Annotated in this window: 19 protein-coding genes; 12 read left to right on the forward strand and 7 right to left on the reverse strand. The window is 64.3% G+C overall.

The features are described 5' to 3' along the window. Nucleotides 1-9: 9 nt before the first annotated feature. Complete coding sequence (locus tag ABFC66_RS00975) at nucleotides 10-153, reverse strand: hypothetical protein (RefSeq protein ID WP_346739085.1); 144 nt, start codon at nucleotides 151-153, stop codon at nucleotides 10-12. Nucleotides 154-440: 287 nt separating this feature from the next. Here ABFC66_RS00975 and ABFC66_RS00980 point away from each other — a divergent pair, with 287 nt between their 5' ends. The 3 genes from ABFC66_RS00980 to ABFC66_RS00990 are packed head-to-tail and all read left to right on the forward strand — an operon-like array spanning nucleotide 441 to nucleotide 3,474. After that, the gene (locus ABFC66_RS00980) at nucleotides 441-1,070 is read left to right on the forward strand and encodes a shikimate kinase (protein WP_346739086.1); all 630 of its coding nucleotides are present in this window, start codon (nucleotides 441-443) and stop codon (nucleotides 1,068-1,070) included. Further along, nucleotides 1,067-2,185, forward strand: coding sequence for a 3-dehydroquinate synthase (gene aroB / locus ABFC66_RS00985; protein WP_346739087.1), 1,119 nt, complete (start codon nucleotides 1,067-1,069; stop codon nucleotides 2,183-2,185). The genes ABFC66_RS00980 and aroB overlap by 4 nt, the downstream gene beginning before the upstream one ends. Next, nucleotides 2,185-3,474: an HlyC/CorC family transporter gene (locus tag ABFC66_RS00990; protein WP_346739088.1), complete on the forward strand. Its 1,290-nt coding sequence runs from the start codon at nucleotides 2,185-2,187 to the stop codon at nucleotides 3,472-3,474. The genes aroB and ABFC66_RS00990 overlap by 1 nt, the downstream gene beginning before the upstream one ends. Here the strand turns inward: ABFC66_RS00990 and ABFC66_RS00995 are convergent. Beyond that, the gene (locus tag ABFC66_RS00995) at nucleotides 3,471-3,746 is read right to left on the reverse strand and encodes a BolA family protein (RefSeq protein ID WP_346739089.1); all 276 of its coding nucleotides are present in this window, start codon (nucleotides 3,744-3,746) and stop codon (nucleotides 3,471-3,473) included. The genes ABFC66_RS00990 and ABFC66_RS00995 overlap by 4 nt on opposite strands. Nucleotides 3,747-3,824: 78 nt before the next feature. On the opposite strand from ABFC66_RS00995, the gene ABFC66_RS01000 reads away from it, so the two are divergent. The 4 genes from ABFC66_RS01000 (at nucleotide 3,825) to ABFC66_RS01015 (ending at nucleotide 8,879) form a co-directional block, all read left to right on the forward strand. Beyond that, entirely contained in the window at nucleotides 3,825-4,496 is a 672-nt protein-coding gene (locus ABFC66_RS01000) for a J domain-containing protein (RefSeq protein ID WP_346739090.1), read from the forward strand. A gap of 159 nt (nucleotides 4,497-4,655) precedes the next feature. Beyond that, nucleotides 4,656-5,651, forward strand: a complete 996-nt coding sequence (gene cobS / locus ABFC66_RS01005) for a cobaltochelatase subunit CobS (protein WP_346739091.1) — start codon at nucleotides 4,656-4,658, stop codon at nucleotides 5,649-5,651. 34 nt (nucleotides 5,652-5,685) lie between these two features. After that, the gene (cobT, locus tag ABFC66_RS01010; protein WP_346739092.1) at nucleotides 5,686-7,602 is read left to right on the forward strand and encodes a cobaltochelatase subunit CobT; all 1,917 of its coding nucleotides are present in this window, start codon (nucleotides 5,686-5,688) and stop codon (nucleotides 7,600-7,602) included. Nucleotides 7,603-7,751: 149 nt separating this feature from the next. Beyond that, nucleotides 7,752-8,879 (forward strand): esterase-like activity of phytase family protein, encoded by a 1,128-nt coding sequence (locus ABFC66_RS01015; protein ID WP_346739093.1) that lies wholly within the window; start codon nucleotides 7,752-7,754, stop codon nucleotides 8,877-8,879. Here ABFC66_RS01015 and ABFC66_RS01020 read toward each other — a convergent pair. The 3 genes from ABFC66_RS01020 to meaB form a co-directional block, all read right to left on the reverse strand. After that, the gene (locus ABFC66_RS01020) at nucleotides 8,797-9,423 is read right to left on the reverse strand and encodes a VUT family protein (protein WP_346739094.1); all 627 of its coding nucleotides are present in this window, start codon (nucleotides 9,421-9,423) and stop codon (nucleotides 8,797-8,799) included. The two genes, ABFC66_RS01015 and ABFC66_RS01020, sit on opposite strands and share 83 nt — an antisense overlap. Nucleotides 9,424-9,592: 169 nt before the next feature. Beyond that, nucleotides 9,593-9,886 (reverse strand): 50S ribosomal protein L28, encoded by a 294-nt coding sequence (rpmB, locus tag ABFC66_RS01025; protein ID WP_346739095.1) that lies wholly within the window; start codon nucleotides 9,884-9,886, stop codon nucleotides 9,593-9,595. A gap of 209 nt (nucleotides 9,887-10,095) precedes the next feature. Further along, nucleotides 10,096-11,094 carry a methylmalonyl Co-A mutase-associated GTPase MeaB gene (gene meaB / locus ABFC66_RS01030; protein ID WP_346739096.1) on the reverse strand — a complete coding sequence of 333 codons (999 nt, stop codon included), beginning with the start codon at nucleotides 11,092-11,094 and terminating at the stop codon, nucleotides 10,096-10,098. A gap of 156 nt (nucleotides 11,095-11,250) precedes the next feature. Between meaB and ABFC66_RS01035 the strand changes: the two genes are divergently transcribed. Continuing rightward, a complete protein-coding gene (locus tag ABFC66_RS01035; protein ID WP_346739097.1) occupies nucleotides 11,251-12,126 on the forward strand; it encodes a DUF3108 domain-containing protein in 876 nt (291 codons plus the stop codon). Between the two features lie 15 nt (nucleotides 12,127-12,141). On the opposite strand, the gene scpA is transcribed toward ABFC66_RS01035, so the two are convergent. After that, the gene (gene scpA, locus ABFC66_RS01040; RefSeq protein ID WP_346739098.1) at nucleotides 12,142-14,298 is read right to left on the reverse strand and encodes a methylmalonyl-CoA mutase; all 2,157 of its coding nucleotides are present in this window, start codon (nucleotides 14,296-14,298) and stop codon (nucleotides 12,142-12,144) included. A gap of 311 nt (nucleotides 14,299-14,609) precedes the next feature. On the opposite strand from scpA, the gene ABFC66_RS01045 reads away from it, so the two are divergent. Then, on the forward strand, nucleotides 14,610-15,317 hold the full coding sequence (locus tag ABFC66_RS01045; RefSeq protein WP_346739099.1) for a hypothetical protein: 708 nt from the start codon (nucleotides 14,610-14,612) through the stop codon (nucleotides 15,315-15,317). A gap of 69 nt (nucleotides 15,318-15,386) precedes the next feature. Here ABFC66_RS01045 and ABFC66_RS01050 read toward each other — a convergent pair whose 3' ends face one another. Then, nucleotides 15,387-16,682: an acyl-CoA dehydrogenase family protein gene (locus ABFC66_RS01050; protein WP_346739100.1), complete on the reverse strand. Its 1,296-nt coding sequence runs from the start codon at nucleotides 16,680-16,682 to the stop codon at nucleotides 15,387-15,389. Nucleotides 16,683-16,989: 307 nt separating this feature from the next. Here ABFC66_RS01050 and ABFC66_RS01055 point away from each other — a divergent pair, with 307 nt between their 5' ends. The 3 genes from ABFC66_RS01055 to ABFC66_RS01065 are packed head-to-tail and all read left to right on the forward strand — an operon-like array spanning nucleotide 16,990 to nucleotide 21,030. Beyond that, entirely contained in the window at nucleotides 16,990-20,151 is a 3,162-nt protein-coding gene (locus ABFC66_RS01055; protein WP_346739101.1) for a helicase-related protein, read from the forward strand. A 9-nt stretch (nucleotides 20,152-20,160) separates the two neighbouring features. Next, nucleotides 20,161-20,562 carry an RNA-binding S4 domain-containing protein gene (locus tag ABFC66_RS01060; protein ID WP_346739102.1) on the forward strand — a complete coding sequence of 134 codons (402 nt, stop codon included), beginning with the start codon at nucleotides 20,161-20,163 and terminating at the stop codon, nucleotides 20,560-20,562. Further along, nucleotides 20,563-21,030 carry a TerB family tellurite resistance protein gene (locus tag ABFC66_RS01065; protein ID WP_346739103.1) on the forward strand — a complete coding sequence of 156 codons (468 nt, stop codon included), beginning with the start codon at nucleotides 20,563-20,565 and terminating at the stop codon, nucleotides 21,028-21,030. The last annotated feature ends 50 nt before the right edge of the window (nucleotides 21,031-21,080 follow it).

Genomic DNA, 21,080 nt, shown 5'->3' on the forward strand with positions numbered 1-21,080 from the left:
CGGGCATCCTCAACGCGGGAACTGGCCATCGGGCAGAACCTTTTCGGCAGGCTGAACCGACGGCTCGACCGATTGGCCGAGATAGACGACACCGCCCAGGATGGCGGCAACGATAACGGCGGCGACTAAGAGTACGCGAGTGGCGCTGTTCATCAATTTGACCTTCTGGCTGGCCCCAGCATAGCGCCGAACGGACCGTAAGTTTCCCTTTTATGCCCGGCTTGCGGCAAAATTTGGGCGCGAAACCGGCCCGAATGCTATATCTGCCCTATGGATAAGGGTCCACTCCCGGACCGGAAAGCGGCTGCCGGGGGCGCCCGCACCGGCGGCCCGAGGCGCGGCGGCGGTGACAATACGTCGCGGAAGGCTTTCAGGCCGTTAAAAAGGCGGCCGGCGACGGGTTTTTGCCGGCTGGAACGAATACATTAGATCGAACGACGATGACCACCGAGACCAGACCAGAGACCCAGCCTGACCCAGGCATAGCGAACGACCATGACGCCCCGCAGGCGCGGCTCGCGCCGGCTCCGCTTGCCGAACGCTCGATCGTCCTGGTTGGCCTGATGGGCGCCGGCAAGACCACGGTCGGCCGCCGCCTCGCCCAACGTCTCGGCCTGCCCTTTGTCGATGCCGATGCGGAAATCGAACGGGCCGCCGGCGAAACCATCCCCGAGATTTTCGAACGTCACGGCGAAGCGGCCTTTCGCGACGGCGAGCGCCGCGTGATCGCCCGGCTGCTCGAACGCGGACCGCAGGTCCTCGCGACCGGCGGCGGCGCCTTCATGGACGAGACCACCCGCGCCAACATTGCAGCCCGCGGCATTTCCGTCTGGCTCAAGGCCGATCTCGACGTGCTGATGAAGCGCGTCGGCCGCCGCTCCGGCCGGCCGTTGCTCAAGGCCGACGACCCGCGCGCGGTGATGGAGCGCCTGATGGCGGTGCGTTACCCGGTCTACGCGCAGGCCGACCTTACCGTCGAAAGCGTGGAAGGCCCGCATGACAGCGTGGTCGAGGACGTTGTCGCGCGGATCGAGACATTCAGAGACAAAGCGAAAGAGGCTGCGAGATGAGCGCCGATGTGAAGACTGTGCAGGTGGCGCTCGGCGACCGCTCTTATGAGATCAAGGTCGGCCCGAACCTCATCGCCAATGCAGGCCAATATCTGAAGCCCCTGCTGCGCCGCGCCCGCGTCGTCATCGTCACCGACGAAAACGTGGCCGCGCTGCATTTGCCCGCGCTCGAAAAGAGCCTCGACGCCGCGGGCATTCGTCACGACGCGATCCGCATGCCGGCGGGCGAAGGCACGAAGTGCTTTGCCGAATTGCAGCGGCTGAGCGAATGGCTGCTCGAAACCGGCGTCGAGCGCGGCGACCTCGTGATCGCACTGGGCGGCGGCGTGATCGGCGATCTCACCGGATTCGCGGCCTCGATCGTGCGCCGCGGCGTCGACTTCGCGCAGATTCCGACGACGCTTCTCTCGCAGGTCGACAGTTCCGTCGGCGGCAAGACGGGCATCAACACGCCGCAGGGCAAGAATCTCGTCGGCGCCTTCTATCAGCCGCGCATCGTGCTTGCGGACACAAGCGCGCTCGAAACGCTGCCGAAGCGCGAACTCCTCGCGGGCTATGCCGAGGTCGTGAAATACGGCCTTATCAACGACCGGCCTTTCTTCGACTGGCTCGAAGCCAATCTCGACGCGATCGTCTCCGGCGATGTCGCGGCGCGCACCCATGCGATCGTCAAGAGCTGCGAGTCGAAAGCGGCGATCGTTGCCGCCGACGAGCGTGAGAGCAACGTCCGTGCGCTGCTCAATCTCGGCCACACTTTCGGCCATGCGCTGGAGGCGGCGACGGGCTTTTCCAACCGCCTCGTCCATGGCGAAGGCGTGGCCGTCGGCATGGCGCTCGCCTTCGATCTCTCCGTCCGCCTCGGCCTTTGCTCCGGTCAGGATGCCGTCCGCGTCCGCAAGCATCTCGAACGCGCTGGCCTTCCCTGCCGCCTTTCCGACGTGGCGGGCGGTCTGCCGGAGGCTGAAACGCTCATCGAGCTGATGGGTCAGGACAAGAAGGTCGTCGACGGAAAGCTCACCTTCATCCTCGCCCGCGGTATCGGCGAAGCCTTCATCACGCGCGATGTCGATCCGAAAGCCTTGCGGACCGTTCTCGAGGAGCGCGAAACAGCCTGATGAGTTCTCTCGGCATCGGTCTCACAATGGCCTGCATCGCCGCACTCGTCGGCATGTCGGGCTTTTTCTCCGGGTCCGAAACCGCACTCACCGCCGCGTCGCGCGCGCGCATGAACCGGATGGCCGAGGAAAAGAACAGGCGCGCCAAGCTCGTTCTGTGGCTGACCGAGGATCTCGAACGGCTGATCGGCGCCCTCCTCCTCGGCAACAACCTCGTCAACATTCTCGCTTCGGCGCTGGCGACGAGCGTTTTCATCTCGATTTTCGGCGACGCGGGCGTGCTCTACGCCACCGCCACGATGACGGCCATCGTCGTCATCTTCGCCGAGGTCATGCCCAAGACCTATGCGATCACCAATACCGACCGCTTCGCGCTCGCCGTCGCGCCGCTGGTCCGCATCGTCCTCTGGGTCTTTGCGCCGATCACGGTCGCCGTCCGCTTCATCGTGCGCGGAACGCTCCGTATTTTTGGAATTGACGTCAGCGAGACGACGAACGTCCTTTCCCCGCATGAGGAATTGCGCGGCGCGATCAACCTGCACCATCAGGAAGGCGGCGTGGTCAAGCGCGACCGCGACATGCTCGGCGGAATTCTCGACCTTGCCGACCTCGAGGTCGCCGACATCATGGTTCACCGCAAGAACATGACGATGATCGACGCCTCCGAACCGAACGCCATCATCATCGCCCAGGTTCTCGGCAGCCCGCATACCCGCATTCCGCTCTGGCTCGACGATCCGGAAAACATCGTCGGCGTTCTCCATGCGAAAGACCTGCTGCGCGCCATGGCCAGCGTCAACTGGGACCCCGAGGCCGTTCGCATTCTCGACATCGCGACCAAGCCGTGGTTCGTGCCGGATACGACGCCGCTGGTGAACCAGCTCAACGCCTTCCTGCGCGCCAAGGCGCATTTTGCCCTCGTCGTCGACGAATATGGCGGGTTGATGGGCCTCATCACGCTCGAGGACATTCTCGAGGAAATCGTCGGCGACATTTCCGACGAGCACGATATCGAGCGCACGCGCATCAGGCTGCAGGATGACGGGTCCGTGATCGTCACCGGCACCGTGCCGATCCGCGATCTCAACCGCAAGCTCGACTGGCATCTGCCCGACGACGAGGCGACCACCATTGCCGGCCTCGTCATTCACGAAGCGCGCGCGATTCCGGAGGTGGGCCAGGCCTTCACATTTTACGGCTTCAAGTTCGAGATTCTGCGCCGTCAGCGCAACCAGCTCGCAGTACTACGCATAACGCCGGTTCGTACCGGCCAGAACGCAGCCGACTAGCGCGCTGCCTCGTCCGGCGTCAGCGTCCTGAGTGCGAGCGCATGGATCGGGTTGCCGATCTCTTCACGAAGCGCCGCCGTCACCAGCCTGTGACGCTCCACGCGCGAACGGCCATTGAAAGCCGCCGAGACAATGGTCACATTGAAATGCGTCTCGCCGCCCGGCCGGTGTCCCGCATGCCCCTTGTGCTTCGCGGAATCGTCCACGATCTCCAGCGCCTGTGGCTCGAATGCCTTTTCCAGCTTCTCGCGGATCTTTTCAGCGACCGACACGCAACACCTCATTAAACTCGTCGTTAGCGGACGCCATGCTTCCTTGTTTTGCGGCCCGCGCCAACTCATAATTCAATCGTGAAACTGAACTCGACATATTTTGACAGCATCCGCATCGCGCCGCGCAAACAACGCGGCCTCGAAGGCGGCCCTGCCGCGCGCGCCGACGTCAAGAGCAAGACGACGGTGCGCCGTTGCGACTGGGCTGGCTGCGGCGCCGTCGGTCTTCACCGTGCGCCCGCCACCACGGCGCGCCAGGGCGAGGACGCGCGCAACCAGTATCGCTGGTTCTGCGCCGACCATATTCGCGAGTTCAACCAGAACTACGACTATTTCCAGGGCATGAACGACGCGGAAATCGCGGCGTTCCAGCGCGACGCCCTGACCGGCCACCGCCCCACCTGGGGCCTCGGCGTCAACGCCGCTCCCGGCTATGCGCGGGGTGCGGGGCCCCATATGCGGCGCAACAACGCATTTCACGACGCATTCGGCTTCTTCGGCGGGGAAATTCCCGGGGCAACGGCGGAGGAGCCGAAACCCGGCCGCCGGAAGCCCCGCACGCTGGAGCGGCAGGCCTTGCAAACTCTCGGCCTTGACGAGGCGGCAACCTTGAACGAGATCAAGTCCCGGTATAAGGAACTTGTTAAAAAGCACCATCCGGACGCAAATGGCGGCGACAGATCGGCCGAAGAGCGTCTGCGCAAGGTAATCCAGGCCTATGATTACCTCCGAAAGAGCGGCTTCTGCTGAAACAGGGCGGTTTTGACGGCGAGAGGGCAAGTTTGATGCCCCCGGCCTTGCGCGGGGCTGCATAATGAATGGAGCAGGCGTTCGGCACTTCATCGATTTCGTCAGTTGCTTGAGTACTGAGCCGCGCCGGCCGCATACAGGATTTGGGAAGCAGAGAAGATGAGCGTAGAAGTCACAGGCAGCATGTCCCAGAACGGCCCGGACAAGACCGTTTCCGTCCGCGACGTTTTCAAGATCGACATCGATCTGCAGGTCCCCGCGTTTTCGCAGTCGAATGAATATGTGCCGGACCTCGATCCGGATTACCTCTTCGATCGCGACACCACGCTCGCCATCCTCGCGGGCTTTGCCTACAACCGCCGCGTGATGGTTCAGGGCTATCACGGCACGGGCAAGTCGACCCATATCGAGCAGGTCGCCGCCCGCCTCAACTGGCCCTGCATCCGCATCAACCTCGACAGCCATATCAGCCGCATCGACCTCGTCGGCAAGGACGCGATCGTTCTGCGCGACGGCAAGCAGGTGACGGAATTCCGCGAAGGCATTCTACCCTGGGCGCTGCAGCACCCGGTCGCACTCGTGTTCGACGAATATGATGCCGGCCGCCCGGACGTGATGTTCGTCATCCAGCGCGTGCTCGAAGTCGCGGGCAAGCTGACGCTTCTCGACCAGAACCGAGTCATCCGCCCGCATCCGGCCTTCCGCCTTTTCTCGACGGCGAACACCGTCGGCCTCGGCGACACCTCGGGCCTCTATCACGGCACGCAGCAGATCAACCAGGGCCAGATGGACCGCTGGAACATCGTGACGACGCTGAACTATCTGCCGCATGACGCCGAAGTCGCCATCATGGTGGCGAAGTCGAAGGCCTATCAGACCGAAGAGGGCAAGAAGAAGCTCTCCGCCATGGTCCGCGTCGCCGATCTGACGCGCTCGGCCTTCATCAATGGCGACATCTCGACCGTGATGAGCCCGCGCACCGTGCTCACCTGGGCCGAGAACGCCCAGATTTTCGGCGGCGATATCGGTTTTGCCTTCCGCGTCACCTTCCTCAACAAGTGCGACGAACTGGAACGGGCGACCGTTGCCGAGTTCTACCAGCGCTGCTTCGGCGAGGATCTGCCGGACTCGGCCGCGAAGGTCATGGTCGCCTGACGCAAGGCCTGACCGGCAACAGGGCAGCAAGACAATGAAGAGCAAAGAAGGCCCAGTCGAACCCTTCAAGCGCGCGCTGACGACAACCATGCGCACGATTGCGGAGAACGCTGAGCTCGCAGTCACCTTCGGCACCGAGCCGCCGGGACTGCGGGGCCTTCGCGCGCGCCTGCCCCTGCCGAGCCGCACGCTTCCGCCGGAAGAAGTCGCGCAGGTGCGCGGCGTTTCCGACTCCTATGCGCTTCGCCTCGCCCATCACGACGAGAAGATCAACACCCGCCTGCAGCCGGAAGGCGGCAATGCGCTCGCCGTCTTCGACGCGGTGGAGCAGGCGCGCTGCGAGGCGATCGGCGCGAACCAGATGGCGGGCATGGCGCAGAACCTCACCGCCGCGCTCGAACAGCGCTGCCAGTCGCGCGGCTATGGCCGCATCAAGACGCGCGAGGAAGCGCCGCTTTCCGAAGCCGTCGCCATGATCGTGCGCGAGCAGTTGACCGGCGAGGCGCCGCCGCCTTCGGCGCGGACGCTCGTCGATCTCTGGCGTCCCTGGATCGAGGAAAAGGCCGGCAAGGACCTGAAGCGCCTCAACGAGATCATCGAGAACCAGACGGCATTCGCCCGCGCGACGCGGGACATTCTCGCCGATCTCGACATGGCCGACGAACTCGGCCAGACGCAGGACCAGCAGTCCGAGGACAATGAAGATCAGGAAGGCGATTCCGATCAGTCGTCCGAGGAAAGCCAGTCCGGCGAAGCCGAGCAGCCCGAAGGCGCTTCCGCCGACAAGGTGGAATATAGCGAGGGCGAAGGCGAGGAAGGCGAGGAGCAGACCGTCGAGGTCGAGTCCGACGAAGTTCCGAGCGACGGCGAAACCGACGAGACGAGCGAAGGCAACCAGCCCTGGCGCCCCAACGCGCAGGGCGACGACCGCAACCGCGAGCCGAGCTACAAGATCTTCACCTCGCAATATGACGAGGTGATCGCGGCGGAAGATCTTTGCGACACTGAAGAGCTTGGCCGCCTGCGCCAATATCTCGACACGCAGCTGCAGCAGATGCAGGGCGTCGTCTCGCGGCTCGCGAACCGGCTCCAGCGTCGCCTGCTCGCCAAGCAGAACCGCACCTGGGAATTCGATCTCGAGGAAGGCCTACTGGATGCCGCACGCCTGACCCGCGTCGTCATCGATCCGCTGCACGCGCTCTCCTTCAAGGTCGAGCACGACACGAATTTCCGCGACACGGTGGTGACGCTGCTTCTCGACAATTCCGGCTCGATGCGCGGCCGGCCGATCACGGTCGCAGCCATGTGCGCGGACATTCTCGCACGCACGCTCGAACGCTGCGGCGTCAAGGTCGAGATCCTCGGCTTCACGACGCGCGCCTGGAAGGGCGGGCAAGCGCGTGAACGGTGGCTCGCCGACGGCAAGCCCGCCATGCCGGGCCGCCTCAACGATCTCCGGCACATCATCTACAAGGCAGCGGACACGCCCTGGCGTCGCGCCCGGCGCAATCTCGGCCTGATGATGCGCGAGGGTCTCCTCAAGGAAAACATCGACGGCGAAGCCCTGATCTGGGCCTATAACCGCCTTCTCGCCCGGCCCGAGCAACGCCGCATCCTGATGGTGATTTCGGACGGCGCGCCGGTCGACGACTCGACGCTTTCCGTCAATGCGGGCAATTATCTCGAACGCCATCTGCGCAGCGTCATCGAGCAGATCGAACTGCGCTCGCCCGTCGAACTCATCGCGATCGGCATCGGCCATGACGTGACGCGCTATTACCGCCGCGCCGTGACCATCGTCGATGCCGAGCAGCTTGGCGGCGTGATGACCGAAAAGCTCGCCGAGCTCTTCGATGACGAATCCGCGACGAAGCGCGGCGGCAGGTCGGCCTCCAAGATACAGAGCCACAGCGGCCCCATCGCCGCGCGCGGCGCCCGCGCCATTCGCTGATACGCAGCTCCTTTCAGCATCTTTGCGCCCGCCGATTGCTTTTATGCCACGGGCCGGTGCTTGTGCATCGCACGGGCCCCGATATGATGCGCGGCGCGTCAGGCCGATTGTGGGGGCCGAGGCGTGGTGGATGCGAGGGATGTGGGACTATGCAGTGGCCTAAGCGTATTTTGCGGCACGGCGCCGCGCGGCATTCCTTTGCCGCCTTGCTAGCAGCGGCAGCACTCCTCTCCCCGGCCTGGGCCCAGCCCGAACAGATCGACCTTTCCAGCCAGCCCGTTCATTGGAACCCGGAAAGCCGCGGCGACATCGCCGCCGGCGAACTCGAATGGGCGGGCGAGATCGAGCTCAAGTCGACGCATAAGCGCTTCGGCGGCTGGTCCGGCCTCGCCATCAGCGCCGACGGCTCGACGCTCCTTGCCGTCTCGGATGAGGCCATGTGGCTCACCGGCCAGCTTCTCTACGACGAAAAGGGTCGTCTCTCAGGCATGGGCGACGCGAAGATTGCGCCCCTTCTCGGCCCGGACGGCAAGCCGTTCGCCGGCAAATCCCAGGCCGACGCGGAAGGGCTCACGGTCGATGGTCCCGACCCGCTGAAATCCAATGCCTATGTGAGCTTCGAACGCCAGCACCGCGTGTTGCGCTATGACCTCGGCAAGAACGGGTTCGACGCGAAACCCGAGAAGATCCTCACGGAGCGCCAGCTCGGCAAGCTCAATGCCAATGCCGGCCTTGAATCGCTGACGACGCTGAAACCGAAGCCGGGCGTCAACGAAACGCGGCTCCTGCTCGTTTCCGAGAATTCGCGCGACGCTCGCGGTAATGTGCGCGCCTTCATCGCCGAAGGGCGCAAGGTGAAGCGTCTCTCGTTCCGCCTGCACGATCCCTATCACCCGACCGATATCGCGCGGCTGCCCAATGGCGACTTCCTGCTGCTGGAGCGCCGCTTTTCGCTGCTCGCAGGCGCGGGCATGCAGCTGCGGCTGATCCGTGAAGACGCGGTGCGGCCCGGCGCGGTGGCGGACGGCAATGTACTGCTCGATACCGGCCAGCGTCGCTCGATCGACAACATGGAAGGCCTCGCGGTCCGTCAGGACGAGAAGGGCAATGTCTGGGTCTATGCGATCTCCGACGACAACTTCAATCCGCTGCAGCGGACGCTTCTGGTGATGTTCCGGCTGAAGCCCGAAACGCTCACGCCCCTCCAAACCCAGGGCAAGGACGGATCGCTCGGCGCAAAAGCTGTGTCGGCACCAGCTGAGAGCAAGCCCAAATAAGCTGAAGGCCACCAAGCGCCGCAAGGCGGGGCAGCGCGGCTTCGTCGAAGCCGCCGCCCGTCGCCACATGGAAGACCACCGTGAAGGCGAGGCCGCCGAGCAGCGCCGCAATGAACGGCGCCTTCCACCAGGGGACACCCCTGAACCAGTCGAAGAAATAGACATTCACGATCTGGCCGATGAGCAAGGCGCCGAAGAAAGCGCCCGCGCGACGCGGCGGCGCGATCTCGGCTACCGCGTGAATGATCCCTTCACGCAGCGCCCAGACAATGCCGCCCGCGATGACTGCCCATGCGAGCATGGCGGCGCCAAGCGCGATGGCCGGGCCATAGCGCCGGTTGGTCAGATTGAGCACGAAGAAGATCGCGGGCAGCAGAAGCATGCCCCATGTCAGCCATCCATCATTTGCCGGATCGAGCGAGGAATGCAGGTCCTTCAGGAAACGCAGATCGGCCGCAGGCTCGCTGCGGCATGACCACGCCAACGCCAGCGCGGCAACGCACGACAGCACCGGCAGAACGAGCTGCCGGGCGACAGTGATCATTCGTGTAACCAGGCCGGCCCGCGCAGGCGGCGGACGCCGGTCTACCCCACTATCCAACATTATCGAACTTCCCCCCGGAAGTACGGCCAGTGTAGCGGCGCAGACGGGATGCTGAAAAGCAAAACGGGCAGCCAAGGCTGCCCGTTAACTCTCTTTACGAGAAATTTTCTCAGGCCTGCGCGGCGGCCTGCGCCTTCTCGATGTCGCGCTTCAGCTTCAGGGCGCGGGTCGAGAGTTCGGTCGGGCGAGCCTTCAGCAGGAACTTGTCGAGACCGCCATTATGCTCCACCGAGCGCAGGGCGTGCGCCGAGATGCGCAGCGAGAACTGACGGCCGAGCGTGTCGCTGATGAGCGAGACGTTGCAGAGATTCGGGAGGAACCGGCGCCGCGTCTTGCGGTTCGCGTGGCTCACGTTGTTGCCAGACATCACGGCCTTGCCGGTGAGTTCGCAAACGCGCGACATTGGACCATTCCTTGCGGTTCAGAGAGAGAAGCGGCCCGTGGCGAGTTTCGCCGGCCAGACCCGATCCCTCAGGGTTTCAGAATTTCGTGCGATGCCGCGAAGAACGCGCAACCGCAGGCGCGCACGTATAAAAGGCCCGCCCGGACCCGTCAAGGGGCGGCCGGCCCGAAAGCCCTAAAAGCCCCAAAAAAGGCCGGAAATCTGGCCTCTCAGGCCGATTCCGGCCCCAGAACCAGCCTCAGCAGCCGCCTTGCCGCCGTGGTGGGCGTGGTCAGGCCCGATTCCACCTCGGCCTCGAGGAGCGGGATGAGATGGGCGGCTTCCTCATGGGACTTGAGCGCCGCAAAGAGCCCTTCCCGGATCTCGGTCCACATCCAGGCGCGGGCCTGGTGCGCCCTCACACGTTCGATCTCGCCACCGGCCTCCAGCGCCGCCTTGTGCGCCTCGACAGCCGCCCAGACCGCCTCCAGCCCCTCGCCCTTGAGCGCCGAGACGAGCTTCACATCGGGCGTCCAGTAGGGGTTCTTGGGCCGCATGAGATGCAGGGCGCCCCTGTATTCCATCGCCGCGCGTTTCGCGGCGGGGATGAGGTCGCCGTCGGCCTTGTTGACCACGATGAGATCCGCAAGCTCCATGATGCCGCGCTTGATGCCTTGCAGCTCGTCTCCACCGCCGGGCGAGAGCAGCAGCAGGAACATGTCGACCATGTCGGCGACCGATGTTTCCGACTGGCCGACGCCAACCGTTTCGATCAGCACCACGTCGAAGCCCGCTGCCTCGACGAGCAGCATGGCCTCGCGCGTGCGCCGCGCCACGCCGCCCAGTGTGCGGCCTGCGGGCGACGGCCGGATGAAGGCGTTGGGGTCGCGGGCGAGCTGCTCCATGCGCGTCTTGTCGCCCAGAATCGACCCGCCGCTGCGCGCGGAGGACGGATCGATGGCGAGCACGGCGACCTTGTGGCCGCGCGCCGTGAGGAAGGTTCCGAAGGCCTCCGTGAAGGTCGACTTGCCGACGCCCGGCGCGCCGGACAGGCCGACGCGGATCGCCTTGCCCGTGTCCGGCAGGAGTTCGGACAAGAGCGCCTGCGCCTGCGCCTGATGATCGGCGCGGGAGGATTCGACCAGAGTGATCCCACGGGCAAGGGCCGTCCGTTCGCCATTGCGGATTCGGGCGGCAAGCTCAACGGGATCGGCTTCTTTTCTCTTCATCGGCAGTGTTCTTCCCATCTCCGCAATCGGCGGCCTCCCAAGCTGCATACTCGGCCCGGCGCCCCTTTGGGAAGACGCCAGAGCCTCAATCCCGCCGAAAATTGCCTATATTGTCGAAATCACCACGCTTTTTGGTGCAGGCCCCGGGACGCTGAGATGAAGAAATTCGGCAAATGGACCGCCATCGCCGCCCTGTCCTTCCTGTCAGGACTGACTGGCCATGGCGGCAATGCCCTGGCTTCGCCATCCATGGAGAGGCCGGGCCCCGCGAGCGACATCGCGGCGCAATTCACGATCTATCTGGGCGGATTTCTGTTCGCGACGGGAAATTTCGAAGCGCGGCTCGACGGCGATCAGTACCGGCTGAATGCGCTCCTTTCGACGGCGGGCCTCCCCCGCGCCTTCTACGAGGCCGAATTCAAGCTCGCCAGTGAAGGCGAATTCGCGGCCCCTGAAGTACGTCCTCGCCATTACGTGTCGGATAGCTGGGACACGCATAGCGCCCGCAAGGTCATGCTCGCCTATGACGGCGACCGCATGCCCCATCTGACGGCGACCCCGCCCTATGAGCCGGGCGACCTCGCCGGGGTCCTGCCCTATCAGCAGCGCGGCACGCAGGATCCGGTGAGCGCCGTTCTCGTGCCGGTCCTGGCCAGCGCAAACCCCTGCGACCGCTCGATCCCGGTCTTTGACGGTCGCAGGCGCTATGACCTGAAGCTCTCCTACTCCAGGGAGGTCAGCATGACGCCCCGCGGCCTCGGCACGCCGATCAAGGCTGTCGCCTGCAACATCCGCTATGTCCCGGTCGCGCCGATAGAGCGACGCAAATTCACTGAAATGCTGCGCAAGAATGACGGCATGACCGTATGGCTTGCGCCATTCGATCAGGGCCGCGTCTACATGCCGGTCCGGCTGCAGCTCCGCACGCCACTGGGCGGTGCGGTGCTTGAACTCACGAATGTCAGCGAGCGCATCGCGGCGCAGCCTGTCGCGGAGGGAACCGCCTACCGACTGCCCATGCCGCGACCCTGATCGCGCACTGGCACGTTACGCCGTCTGCTTCGCCTGCTCACGAATGAGCGTGAGAATTTCGGCGGCGGCAGCGGGAATATTCGTACCCGGTCCGAAGATCGCGGAGGCACCCGCCTTCTTCAGGAACTCATAATCCTGCTGCGGGATGACGCCGCCGACGACGACGAGAATGTTGTCCGCGCCTTCCTTGCGCAGCGCTTCGACCAGCGCGGGCACCAGCGTCTTGTGGCCGGCGGCCTGGCTCGAAATGCCGACCACGTGGACGTCGTTCTCGATGGCGTCGCGCGCGGCTTCTTCCGGCGTCTGGAAGAGCGGGCCGACGTCAACGTCGAAGCCGAGATCGGCAAACGCCGTCGCGATCACCTTGGCGCCGCGGTCATGGCCGTCCTGGCCCATCTTGACCACGAGCATGCGGGGACGGCGGCCTTCTTCTTCGGCGAAGGCCTCGATTTCCTTCGTGATCTTCATGAAGCCCTCATCGCCCTCATAGGCCTGACCATAGACGCCCGAGATCGACTTGATCTCGGCGCGATGGCGGCCGAAGACCTTCTCCATGGCGTCGGAGATTTCGCCGACCGTCGCGCGGGCGCGGGCAGCATCGACCGCGAGGGCAAGGAGATTGGCGTTGCCCTTGGCGCCTTCGGTCAGAGCGGCGAGCGCGGCCTGGCACTTCGCTTCGTCGCGCGTTGCGCGGATATTCTTCAGACGTGCGATCTGCGCCTCGCGCACTTCCGCATTGTCGATGTCGCGGATTTCGATCGGGTCTTCCTTCGCCGGCTTGTACTTGTTGACGCCGACGATGACTTCCTCGGCGCGGTCGATACGGGCCTGCTTGCGGGCCGCCGCTTCCTCGATCTTGAGCTTCGGCATGCCGGTGCCGACCGCCTTCGTCATGCCGCCGAGCTCTTCCACTTCCTCGATGAGCTTCCAGGCTTCCGTCGCCAGCGCGTGGGTCAGGCTCTCGATGTAGTAGGAGCCGCCCAGCGGGTCGATGACATTGGTGATGCCCGTCTCATGCTGAATGACGAGCTGCGTGTTGCGCGCGATGCGGGCCGAGAAATCGGTCGGCAGCGCGATCGCCTCGTCGAGCGCATTGGTGTGCAGCGACTGCGTGCCGCCGAGCACGGCGGCCAGCGCCTCGATGGTCGTGCGGATGACGTTGTTGTAGGGGTCCTGCTCGGTGAGCGAGACGCCCGACGTCTGGCAATGCGTGCGCAGCATCAGCGACTTCGGATCCTTCGCACCGAATTCCGACATGATGCGCGACCAGAGCAGGCGCGCGGCGCGGAGCTTCGCCACTTCCATGAAGAAGTTCATGCCGATGGCGAAGAAGAAGGAAAGGCGCGGGGCGAACTCGTCGACGTCGAGGCCGGCCTTGAGCGCAGCGCGCACATATTCGCGGCCATCGGCAAGCGTGAAGGCAAGCTCCTGAAGCTGCGTCGCGCCGGCTTCCTGCATGTGATAGCCGGAAATCGAGATCGTGTTGAACTTCGGCATGTGCTTGGAGCAATAGCCGATGATGTCCGCAATGATCCGCATCGAAGGCTCGGGCGGATAGATATAGGTGTTGCGAACCATGAACTCCTTGAGAATGTCGTTCTGGATCGTACCCGCAAGCTTGTCCTGGCTGACGCCCTGCTCTTCGGCGGCGACAATATAATTGGCGAGGATCGGGATCACCGCGCCGTTCATCGTCATCGAGACCGACATTTCGTCGAGCGGGATCTGGTCGAAGAGGATTTTCATGTCCTCGACCGAGTCGATGGCCACACCGGCCTTGCCGACGTCGCCGACAACACGCGGATGGTCGCTGTCATAGCCGCGATGGGTCGCGAGGTCGAAGGCGACTGAAAGGCCCTTCTGACCGGCGGCGAGGTTGCGGCGGTAGAAGGCGTTGGACTCTTCAGCCGTCGAGAAGCCCGCATATTGGCGGATGGTCCAGGGGCGGCCGGCATACATGGTCGACTGCGGCCCGCGCGTAAAGGGCGCGAAGCCCGGCAGCGTGTTCGCGTCGTAGCCCTCTGCGGCGATGCGCTCGAGGTCTTCGGCGGTGTAGAGCGGCTTCACGTCGATGCCTTCCGGCGTGTGCCAGGTCAGCGAGGCGAGCCCCGCGCCCTTGAGCTGCTTTTCGACCGAAGCTTCCCAATCCTTGACGGTCTTTTTGCCGGACATCGTCTTCACTCTCTTCAGAATTTCGCGGTTGCCACATTAACACGGGGGCTCACCCCCCTAAAGGCGGGCGGAGTATCGGAGAAGCGGCGGCGGGGGTCAAACCCGGAACACGAGGCAGGCGCAAAGCCCAGCCATCGCTACGTCAGCCCAACCCGGATGTCTTGCCCTAACTTCACTTGCGGTGCGCCCCGGTTCGCGGGCACCATGGCGCCGCCCCAACGGCCATCGACGGAGAGGAGGGGCCTACCCCGTTGGTGAAGCATCAGAAAATCAGGCCCGGCGCGCATCTGCCGCCACCGGAAGGGAAGCCCATGAAGTTCGTTCGACCCGCGTTCAGGACCCTCACCCTGGCATCCATCTGCCTCGGCGCCCTGGCGCTCGCCTCCTGCAGCAATCCCACCGGCGGCGCGCTCCGGCGAGATACGAATGGCAATCTGGTTCCGACGCTCGAGGAACGCGACCCCGCGGGCACGCTCTACGCGAACACGCTGGCCAAGGCCGACGGCGGCGACTGTTCGCCCGAGACGCTGAGCACGCTCACCTGCTTCGCCTATCGCGGACATGGCTACGAGGGCGCGCAGACCTCGCTCGGCCAATGCCTCCTGCGCGACAAGAAAAACGAAGTGGGCGTCCTTTGGCTGAAGCGCGCGGCCGACGCCGGCTGGCCGGATGCGCAGAAGGCGCTCGCCCATATCTACCTCGAGGGCAAGATTGCCCAGCAGAACAATGTAGAGGCCGCGACCTGGAATGCGCTCTATGTCCGCAACCCCTCGCTTCTTTCGCTCGGCGTTCGCCCCGAAGGCAATGTCACCGATGAGCTCCGCGCATTGCTGAGCACGGAGGAGCGCGCCGCAGCAGAGCGCCGCTTCAGCGCATGGGCGCCGAAATACTGGCAGCCCAGCGACAAGCTCTCCGCAGAAACGGCAGCGACTTGCCGGGTGCGGATGAAATCCAGAGGCCCCGACATGGATGCCGTCAATTCCATGCTCAAGTCGAACAATGGCGGCGACACCTACTGAGGCTTCCAGCAAGAAAAGAGCGGCGGTGAATGTCACCGCCGCTCTCATTTTGTCCGAAGGACTCAAGCCTTATTCGGCAGCCTTCTTCTGCGCACCCTTGCCGCCGATCATGCCGAAAAGGTGACCGCCCACCTTGCGCATCTGGATCTGCTCAGAGCCTTCCGTGATGCGGTAGCGGCGATGGTGGCGATAGATATGCTCGAAGGGCATATGGCGCGAATAGCCCATGCCACCATGCACCTGCATCGCAAAGTCCGCCGCCTCACAGACCAGACGGTTCGCGCGGTAATTGCACATCGAGACCTTGTCCGAGAGATATTTCGCCACGTCGGGCTTCGGCATCTGGTCCATCTGCCATGCCGTCTTGTGGATCAGGGTGCGGATCATCTCCGCTTCGGTGTGGAACTCCACGAGCGGAAACTGGATCGCCTGGTTCGCCGAGAGCGGCTTTCCGAAAGGCTTGCGCTGCTTGGCGTATTTCACGCTCTCGTTGATGCAGAACTGCGCCGCGCCGACGGATGACGCCGCCTGGCGGATGCGATTCTCATGCACGAAATGCTGCGCGAGCTCGAGGCCACGCTCGATGTCGCCGAGATAGTCGCCTTCCGGCACCCACACATTCTTGAAGGCGACGCGCGGGTGATCGGTCGGCATGTTGAAGGTCCAGAGATATTCCTCGATCTCCACGCCCGGCGCATCCATCGGCACGATGAAGCAGGTGATGCCCAGCGCATCGCCATCCTTGCCGCTGGTGCGCGCGAACACGAAGTCGTGCGTGGCAATATGCACGCCCGTGTTCCACATCTTGCGACCATTGATGAGCCAGCCATCCTTGCCATCGCGCTTCTCGGGACGAGCGACCGTCTCCATCCATGTCGCGTCCGATCCGTGATCGGGCTCCGTGAGGCCGAAGGCAACGCGGATCGAGCCGTCGAGCGACCCCGGAATGAATTTCTTCTTCTGCTCTTCGGTGCCGAAATCGCGGAACATCAGCACGGTCGGGAAATTGCCGACGATCGAGCTTTCGTTCTGCAGATCGTTGTGAAGGCCGAGGCCCTTCGCCGCGAGATGCTCGCGGATGACGGCCATGCCGAGATTGGTGCCGTTCTGCCCGCCATATTCCTTCGGCAGCGCATAGCGCAGATGGCCGGCCTTGTCGGCGAGCTTGCGCATCCTGCCGAGCAGTTCTTCCCACTCGTGGCGGGGCAGACCTTGATTATCCCAATCGGTGCGGGCGTGTTCGCGACGATGATCGAAGAAGCGTTCGTTGTCGTCCTGGGCCTGAAGCGGCTTGATCTCTTTTTCGATGAAGGCGTCGAGCACCGCGAGGTAGTCGGTGATCTCCTTCGGAATGGTGAAATCCATGGTCAGTCCTCCCGTTATCGGTTCTGTTCTGGAATAGGAATGCGCCCACTATAGACTTCGGAATAGCAGACGAAAGCCCGCCGACACTTGCCCCTACGTTAACGCTTCGTCCGCCTAACCCCTTGCTCAACCACAAGATTTAGCCGTGAACGAAGCCGGAAAATGAAGCGGTCATCGATTCGGACATGCTTCGTTCGCGCAATATTCCGGAACATGCAGTAACAAGTCTTAATCGGCCTTCTTCAGCGCGGAAGGCTTGCACGACGTCGCCCTTGCGCCGATTGTTCCGGCGGAGCATGTAGCTGAGATGAGCATCACCCCCCCTGGCGCAGCGTCAGACGGTCTCGCACGAGCCCGCCGGATCACGGCTGTGCTCGGCCCCACCAATACCGGCAAGACCCATCTCGCCATTGAGCGGATGATGGCGCATGAGACGGGCATGATCGGCCTGCCTCTGCGCCTGCTCGCGCGCGAGGTTTATGACCGTGTCGTGAAGGTGAAGGGCGCGGGCGTCGTGGCGCTCATCACCGGCGAGGAAAAGATCATCCCCGCCCATGCCCGTTATTTCATCTGCACCGTTGAGGCGATGCCGCTCGAACGCGAGGTCGAGTTCCTTGCCGTCGACGAAATCCAGCTCGCCGCCGACCGCGAACGCGGCCACACCTTCACCGACCGCCTGCTGCGCGCGCGCGGCCTTTCCGAAACCATGATGCTGGGCTCGGAAACCGTGCATGGCCTCATCCAGAAGCTGTTGCCCGACACGATCTTCGTAAGCCGGCCGCGCTTTTCGGAACTCTCATGGACCGGCTCGAAAAAGCTGACGCGTCTGCCCCGCCGCTCGGCCGTCGTCGCGTTTTCAGCCGATCAGGTCTATGCAATCGCGGAGCTGATCCGCCGTCAGCGCGGCGGCGCCGCCGTGGTCATGGGGGCGCTCTCCCCACGCACGCGCAATGCGCAGGTCGCGCTCTATCAGTCGGGCGATGTCGATTTTCTCGTTGCCACGGACGCCATCGGCATGGGCCTCAACATGGACGTGGACCATGTGGCCTTCGCCTCGACGTCGAAATTCGACGGGGTCCATCACCGCCCGTTGCGCGTTTCCGAACTCGCCCAGATCGCCGGGCGAGCCGGCCGGCACATGAATAACGGTACGTTCGGCGTGACCGGCGAGGCCGCGCCGCTGGCCCAGGACACGATCGAGCGCATCGAAAACCACCTCTTCGACGCCGAGCATGTGTTGCAATGGCGCAACCCGCATCTGGAATTCGGCAGCATTCAGGCCCTGATCAAGAGCCTTGAACGCTCCCCCGAAAGGCCCGGATTGACCCGCGCCCAGAGCGGCGATGACGTCGAGGCGCTCCACCGCATGGTGCGCGACGAGGATGTCGCCCCGCTTGCGCGCTCCCCTGCGGCAATCAGGCGCTTGTGGGAAGTGGCGCAGATTCCGGACTTCAGAAAGACGCTTGCGAGCGAACATGCGGGCCTTTTGACGCGGATTTATCTCTTTCTGATGCGGGATTCCGGTAAGATTTCCGAGGACTGGCTGGCGGGGCAGTTGGCGCGTGTCGACCGCACGGATGGCGACATAGATGCGCTTGCAAGCCGCATCGCCCATGTCAGAACCTGGACCTATGTCTCCAACCGTGCGGACTGGCTCCAGAATCCTGCTCATTGGCAGGAGCGCACGCGTGCGATAGAGGATAAGCTTTCCGACGCTTTGCATGAGCGCCTGACGCAGCGGTTCATAGACCGCCGCACCAGCGTCCTGATGAAGCGTTTGCGCCAGAACGAGGATCTAATGGCGGCGGTTAATAGCGATGGTGAAGTCCTGGTGGAAGGCGAGTATGTGGGCCGCCTCCAGGGATTTGTGTTTGTGCCCGATCTGAAGGCCGAGGGCGTGCATGGCAATGTGCTGCGCGCTGCCTCCGAGCCCGTGATCGCGCTGGAGATTGCGGCCCGCGCGGCAAGGCTCGCGGCGGCCCCCGATCTCGACATTCACCTGTCCGAGCACGGACGGCTGATCTGGGACGGAAGCCCGGTGGCGGAACTCAAGGCGAGCGACAATCCGCTGGTCCCGCGCATCGAGATACTGGCGGGCGACGAACTCAGTGGCCCATCGCACGACGCCGTTGCCGAAAGGCTCGGTGCCTGGTTCAAGGTGCATGTCGCAACCGTTCTCGCGCCTCTCGTCGCGCTCAGGGATGCGGAAGACGTCACGGGCCTTGCCCGCGGCATCGCCTTCCGCCTCGTCGAGAATTTCGGTTCGCTCCGCCGCGAAACGGTGTCGGAGGATGTGCGCGCGCTCGATCAGGCGGCGCGTGGCCAGCTCCGCAAATATGGCGTGCGCTTCGGCAGCTATTCGATCTTCATGCCTGCGCTGCTCAAGCCGGCGCCTGCCCGCCTTCTGCTGACGCTCTGGGCGCTCACGCGCAAGGATGTGGCCGATCCCTTCGGCGATCTGCCGCAGCCGCCGACGCCGGGCCTCACCTCGGTGCCCGGCGATACCAATGCGCCTGCAGGCTTCTACGAAGCTCTCGGTTTCCGCCTCTGCGGCGGCCGCGCCGTGCGTCTCGACATGCTGGAACGCATCGCGGATCTCATCCGGCCCGTCATCGCCGACCGCAGCTACAATGGCGGCTTCGTCGTGACGCCCGCCATGATGTCGCTGGTCGGCTGCTCGGGCGAGGAATTCGCCAATCTCCTGAAGGGCCTCGGCTATCGCCAGCGCCTCGAAAAGGTGAAGCCGCCGAAGCCTGCCGCCGAAAAGCCCATCGCGCCGACAACGCCCTTGATCGTCGTGGTGAAGAACTCCGGGGCGGAAGCGAAGGTCGAAGCGGTTGAGCCCGTTGCGGCGGAAGCTGTTGCGCCGGAGGCTGCCGCGGCAGAACCGGAACAGGCCGAAGCCCAAACCGTCGCTGCGGAAGAAGCACTTGCGGCCGAGGAAGCGACCCATGAGGAAACCGTAGCGCTGGAAGCTGAAGCGCCGGAAGCCGCGTCGGAGGAAGCCACACCGGCAGAGATAGCCGAGGCCACCGTCGCGGAAGCGGCGCCTGCCGGCGAGGACGAACTCGTCGAACTCGAAATCTGGCGTCCTGTTCGCCGCCACAAGCCCGAGCAGCGGCCGCGCCGTGAGCACAAGGCGGAAGGCGCGGAAGCGGGCGCGGAGGCGCAGCAGTCGCGCCGCGAACGCTACAAGGGTCCCAATCGCGAACGCGATGGCGAGAAGCGTGCGGATGCAGGCGGCAAGCGCAATGAGCGCCATGGAGGCCGCAAGGAAGGCGGCCGCAAGGAAGACGAGCGCAAGGGCGGCAAGCCGCGTCATGGCGGCAAGGATCGCGATGAACGCCATGGCAAGGGCAGCGAGAGGCGCGAATATTCCTCCAAGCCCCCGCGCCGCGAGCGCGAGATCGATCCGGATTCACCCTTCGCAGCGCTCGCCGTGCTCAAAGAGCGCGTGCGCGGCAACTGATCGGCGGCGATGGCGGATGAGGACGAGCTTGCAGGCGGCGGTCAACGCATCGACCGCTGGCTCTGGTATACGCGGCTGCTGAAAAGCCGCACCCTCGCCGCCACGCTCGTCACCTCGGGCAAGCTGCGCCTCAACGGCGAACGGACCGCGAAGGCAAGCCGTCTCGTGCGGCCAAATGACGTGCTGACTTTTCCGCTGGGGTCCCATATCCGCGTGATCAAGGTGCTGAAACCCGGAATGCGGCGGGGGCCGGCGCCCGAGGCACAGACGCTCTACGAGGATCTGGACCCACCCCGCCCGCGCGCGGAAAGCGAAGGGCGGAAATCAGGCCCGGTGCGCGAGGCCGGCAGCGGGCGCCCAACCAAGAAGGACCGCCGCCAGACCGACGCTCTGCGAGGCGACGATGAGTGAATGTCCATGCTTGATCGCATCAAGACTTTTCTGAGCGGCACAGCGTCCCATCAGGGCAGACGCTTCCACAATCTCGAGGTCGCGGTCGCCGCACTTCTCGTGCGCGCCGCGACGACGGATGCCGAATTTGCCGAGGCCGAACGCAATGCCATTCGCCGCATCATCGCCGAGAGTTTCCACCTCTCGCCCTGGGACGTCGACCGGCTTGTCGCCGAGGCGGAGGCGGAGGAAGCCAGGACGATGGACCTGTTCCGCTGGACACAGGCCATCAAGCGCGATTATGACGAACAGGAACGCATCGCGCTGATCGAGAAGATGTGGGAGGTCGTCTATGCCGACGGCGTCCTCGACGACTTTGAAGCCAACCTGTTGCGGCGCGTCGCAGGGCTGATATACGTTCCCGATCGCGAATCCGGGCAGGCGCGCCAGCGCGTGATGGCCCGGCTCGGGATCGAGCCTCGGCGCTGAGCCAGGCGAGAGGCAACTGAAGCACATACGTCGCGTAACGGCGCGGCGTC

The organism is Parvibaculum sp., assembly GCF_039680535.1.
In the GTDB taxonomy this organism is placed as follows: Bacteria; Pseudomonadota; Alphaproteobacteria; order Parvibaculales; family Parvibaculaceae; genus Parvibaculum.

What these genes read in the sequence shown, in the direction of transcription:
- ABFC66_RS00975 (WP_346739085.1), bottom strand. Translation starts at nt 153, where the DNA reads ATGAACAGCGCCACTCGCGTACTCTTAGTCGCCGCCGTTATCGTTGCC.
- ABFC66_RS00980 (WP_346739086.1), top strand. Translation starts at nt 441, where the DNA reads ATGACCACCGAGACCAGACCAGAGACCCAGCCTGACCCAGGCATAGCG.
- aroB (WP_346739087.1), top strand. Translation starts at nt 1,067, where the DNA reads ATGAGCGCCGATGTGAAGACTGTGCAGGTGGCGCTCGGCGACCGCTCT.
- ABFC66_RS00990 (WP_346739088.1), top strand. Translation starts at nt 2,185, where the DNA reads ATGAGTTCTCTCGGCATCGGTCTCACAATGGCCTGCATCGCCGCACTC.
- cobS (WP_346739091.1), top strand. Translation starts at nt 4,656, where the DNA reads ATGAGCGTAGAAGTCACAGGCAGCATGTCCCAGAACGGCCCGGACAAG.
- cobT (WP_346739092.1), top strand. Translation starts at nt 5,686, where the DNA reads ATGAAGAGCAAAGAAGGCCCAGTCGAACCCTTCAAGCGCGCGCTGACG.
- ABFC66_RS01015 (WP_346739093.1), top strand. Translation starts at nt 7,752, where the DNA reads ATGCAGTGGCCTAAGCGTATTTTGCGGCACGGCGCCGCGCGGCATTCC.
- ABFC66_RS01020 (WP_346739094.1), bottom strand. Translation starts at nt 9,423, where the DNA reads ATGATCACTGTCGCCCGGCAGCTCGTTCTGCCGGTGCTGTCGTGCGTT.
- rpmB (WP_346739095.1), bottom strand. Translation starts at nt 9,886, where the DNA reads ATGTCGCGCGTTTGCGAACTCACCGGCAAGGCCGTGATGTCTGGCAAC.
- meaB (WP_346739096.1), bottom strand. Translation starts at nt 11,094, where the DNA reads ATGAAGAGAAAAGAAGCCGATCCCGTTGAGCTTGCCGCCCGAATCCGC.
- ABFC66_RS01035 (WP_346739097.1), top strand. Translation starts at nt 11,251, where the DNA reads ATGAAGAAATTCGGCAAATGGACCGCCATCGCCGCCCTGTCCTTCCTG.
- scpA (WP_346739098.1), bottom strand. Translation starts at nt 14,298, where the DNA reads ATGTCCGGCAAAAAGACCGTCAAGGATTGGGAAGCTTCGGTCGAAAAG.
- ABFC66_RS01045 (WP_346739099.1), top strand. Translation starts at nt 14,610, where the DNA reads ATGAAGTTCGTTCGACCCGCGTTCAGGACCCTCACCCTGGCATCCATC.
- ABFC66_RS01050 (WP_346739100.1), bottom strand. Translation starts at nt 16,682, where the DNA reads ATGGATTTCACCATTCCGAAGGAGATCACCGACTACCTCGCGGTGCTC.
- ABFC66_RS01055 (WP_346739101.1), top strand. Translation starts at nt 16,990, where the DNA reads ATGAGCATCACCCCCCCTGGCGCAGCGTCAGACGGTCTCGCACGAGCC.
- ABFC66_RS01060 (WP_346739102.1), top strand. Translation starts at nt 20,161, where the DNA reads ATGGCGGATGAGGACGAGCTTGCAGGCGGCGGTCAACGCATCGACCGC.
- ABFC66_RS01065 (WP_346739103.1), top strand. Translation starts at nt 20,563, where the DNA reads ATGTCCATGCTTGATCGCATCAAGACTTTTCTGAGCGGCACAGCGTCC.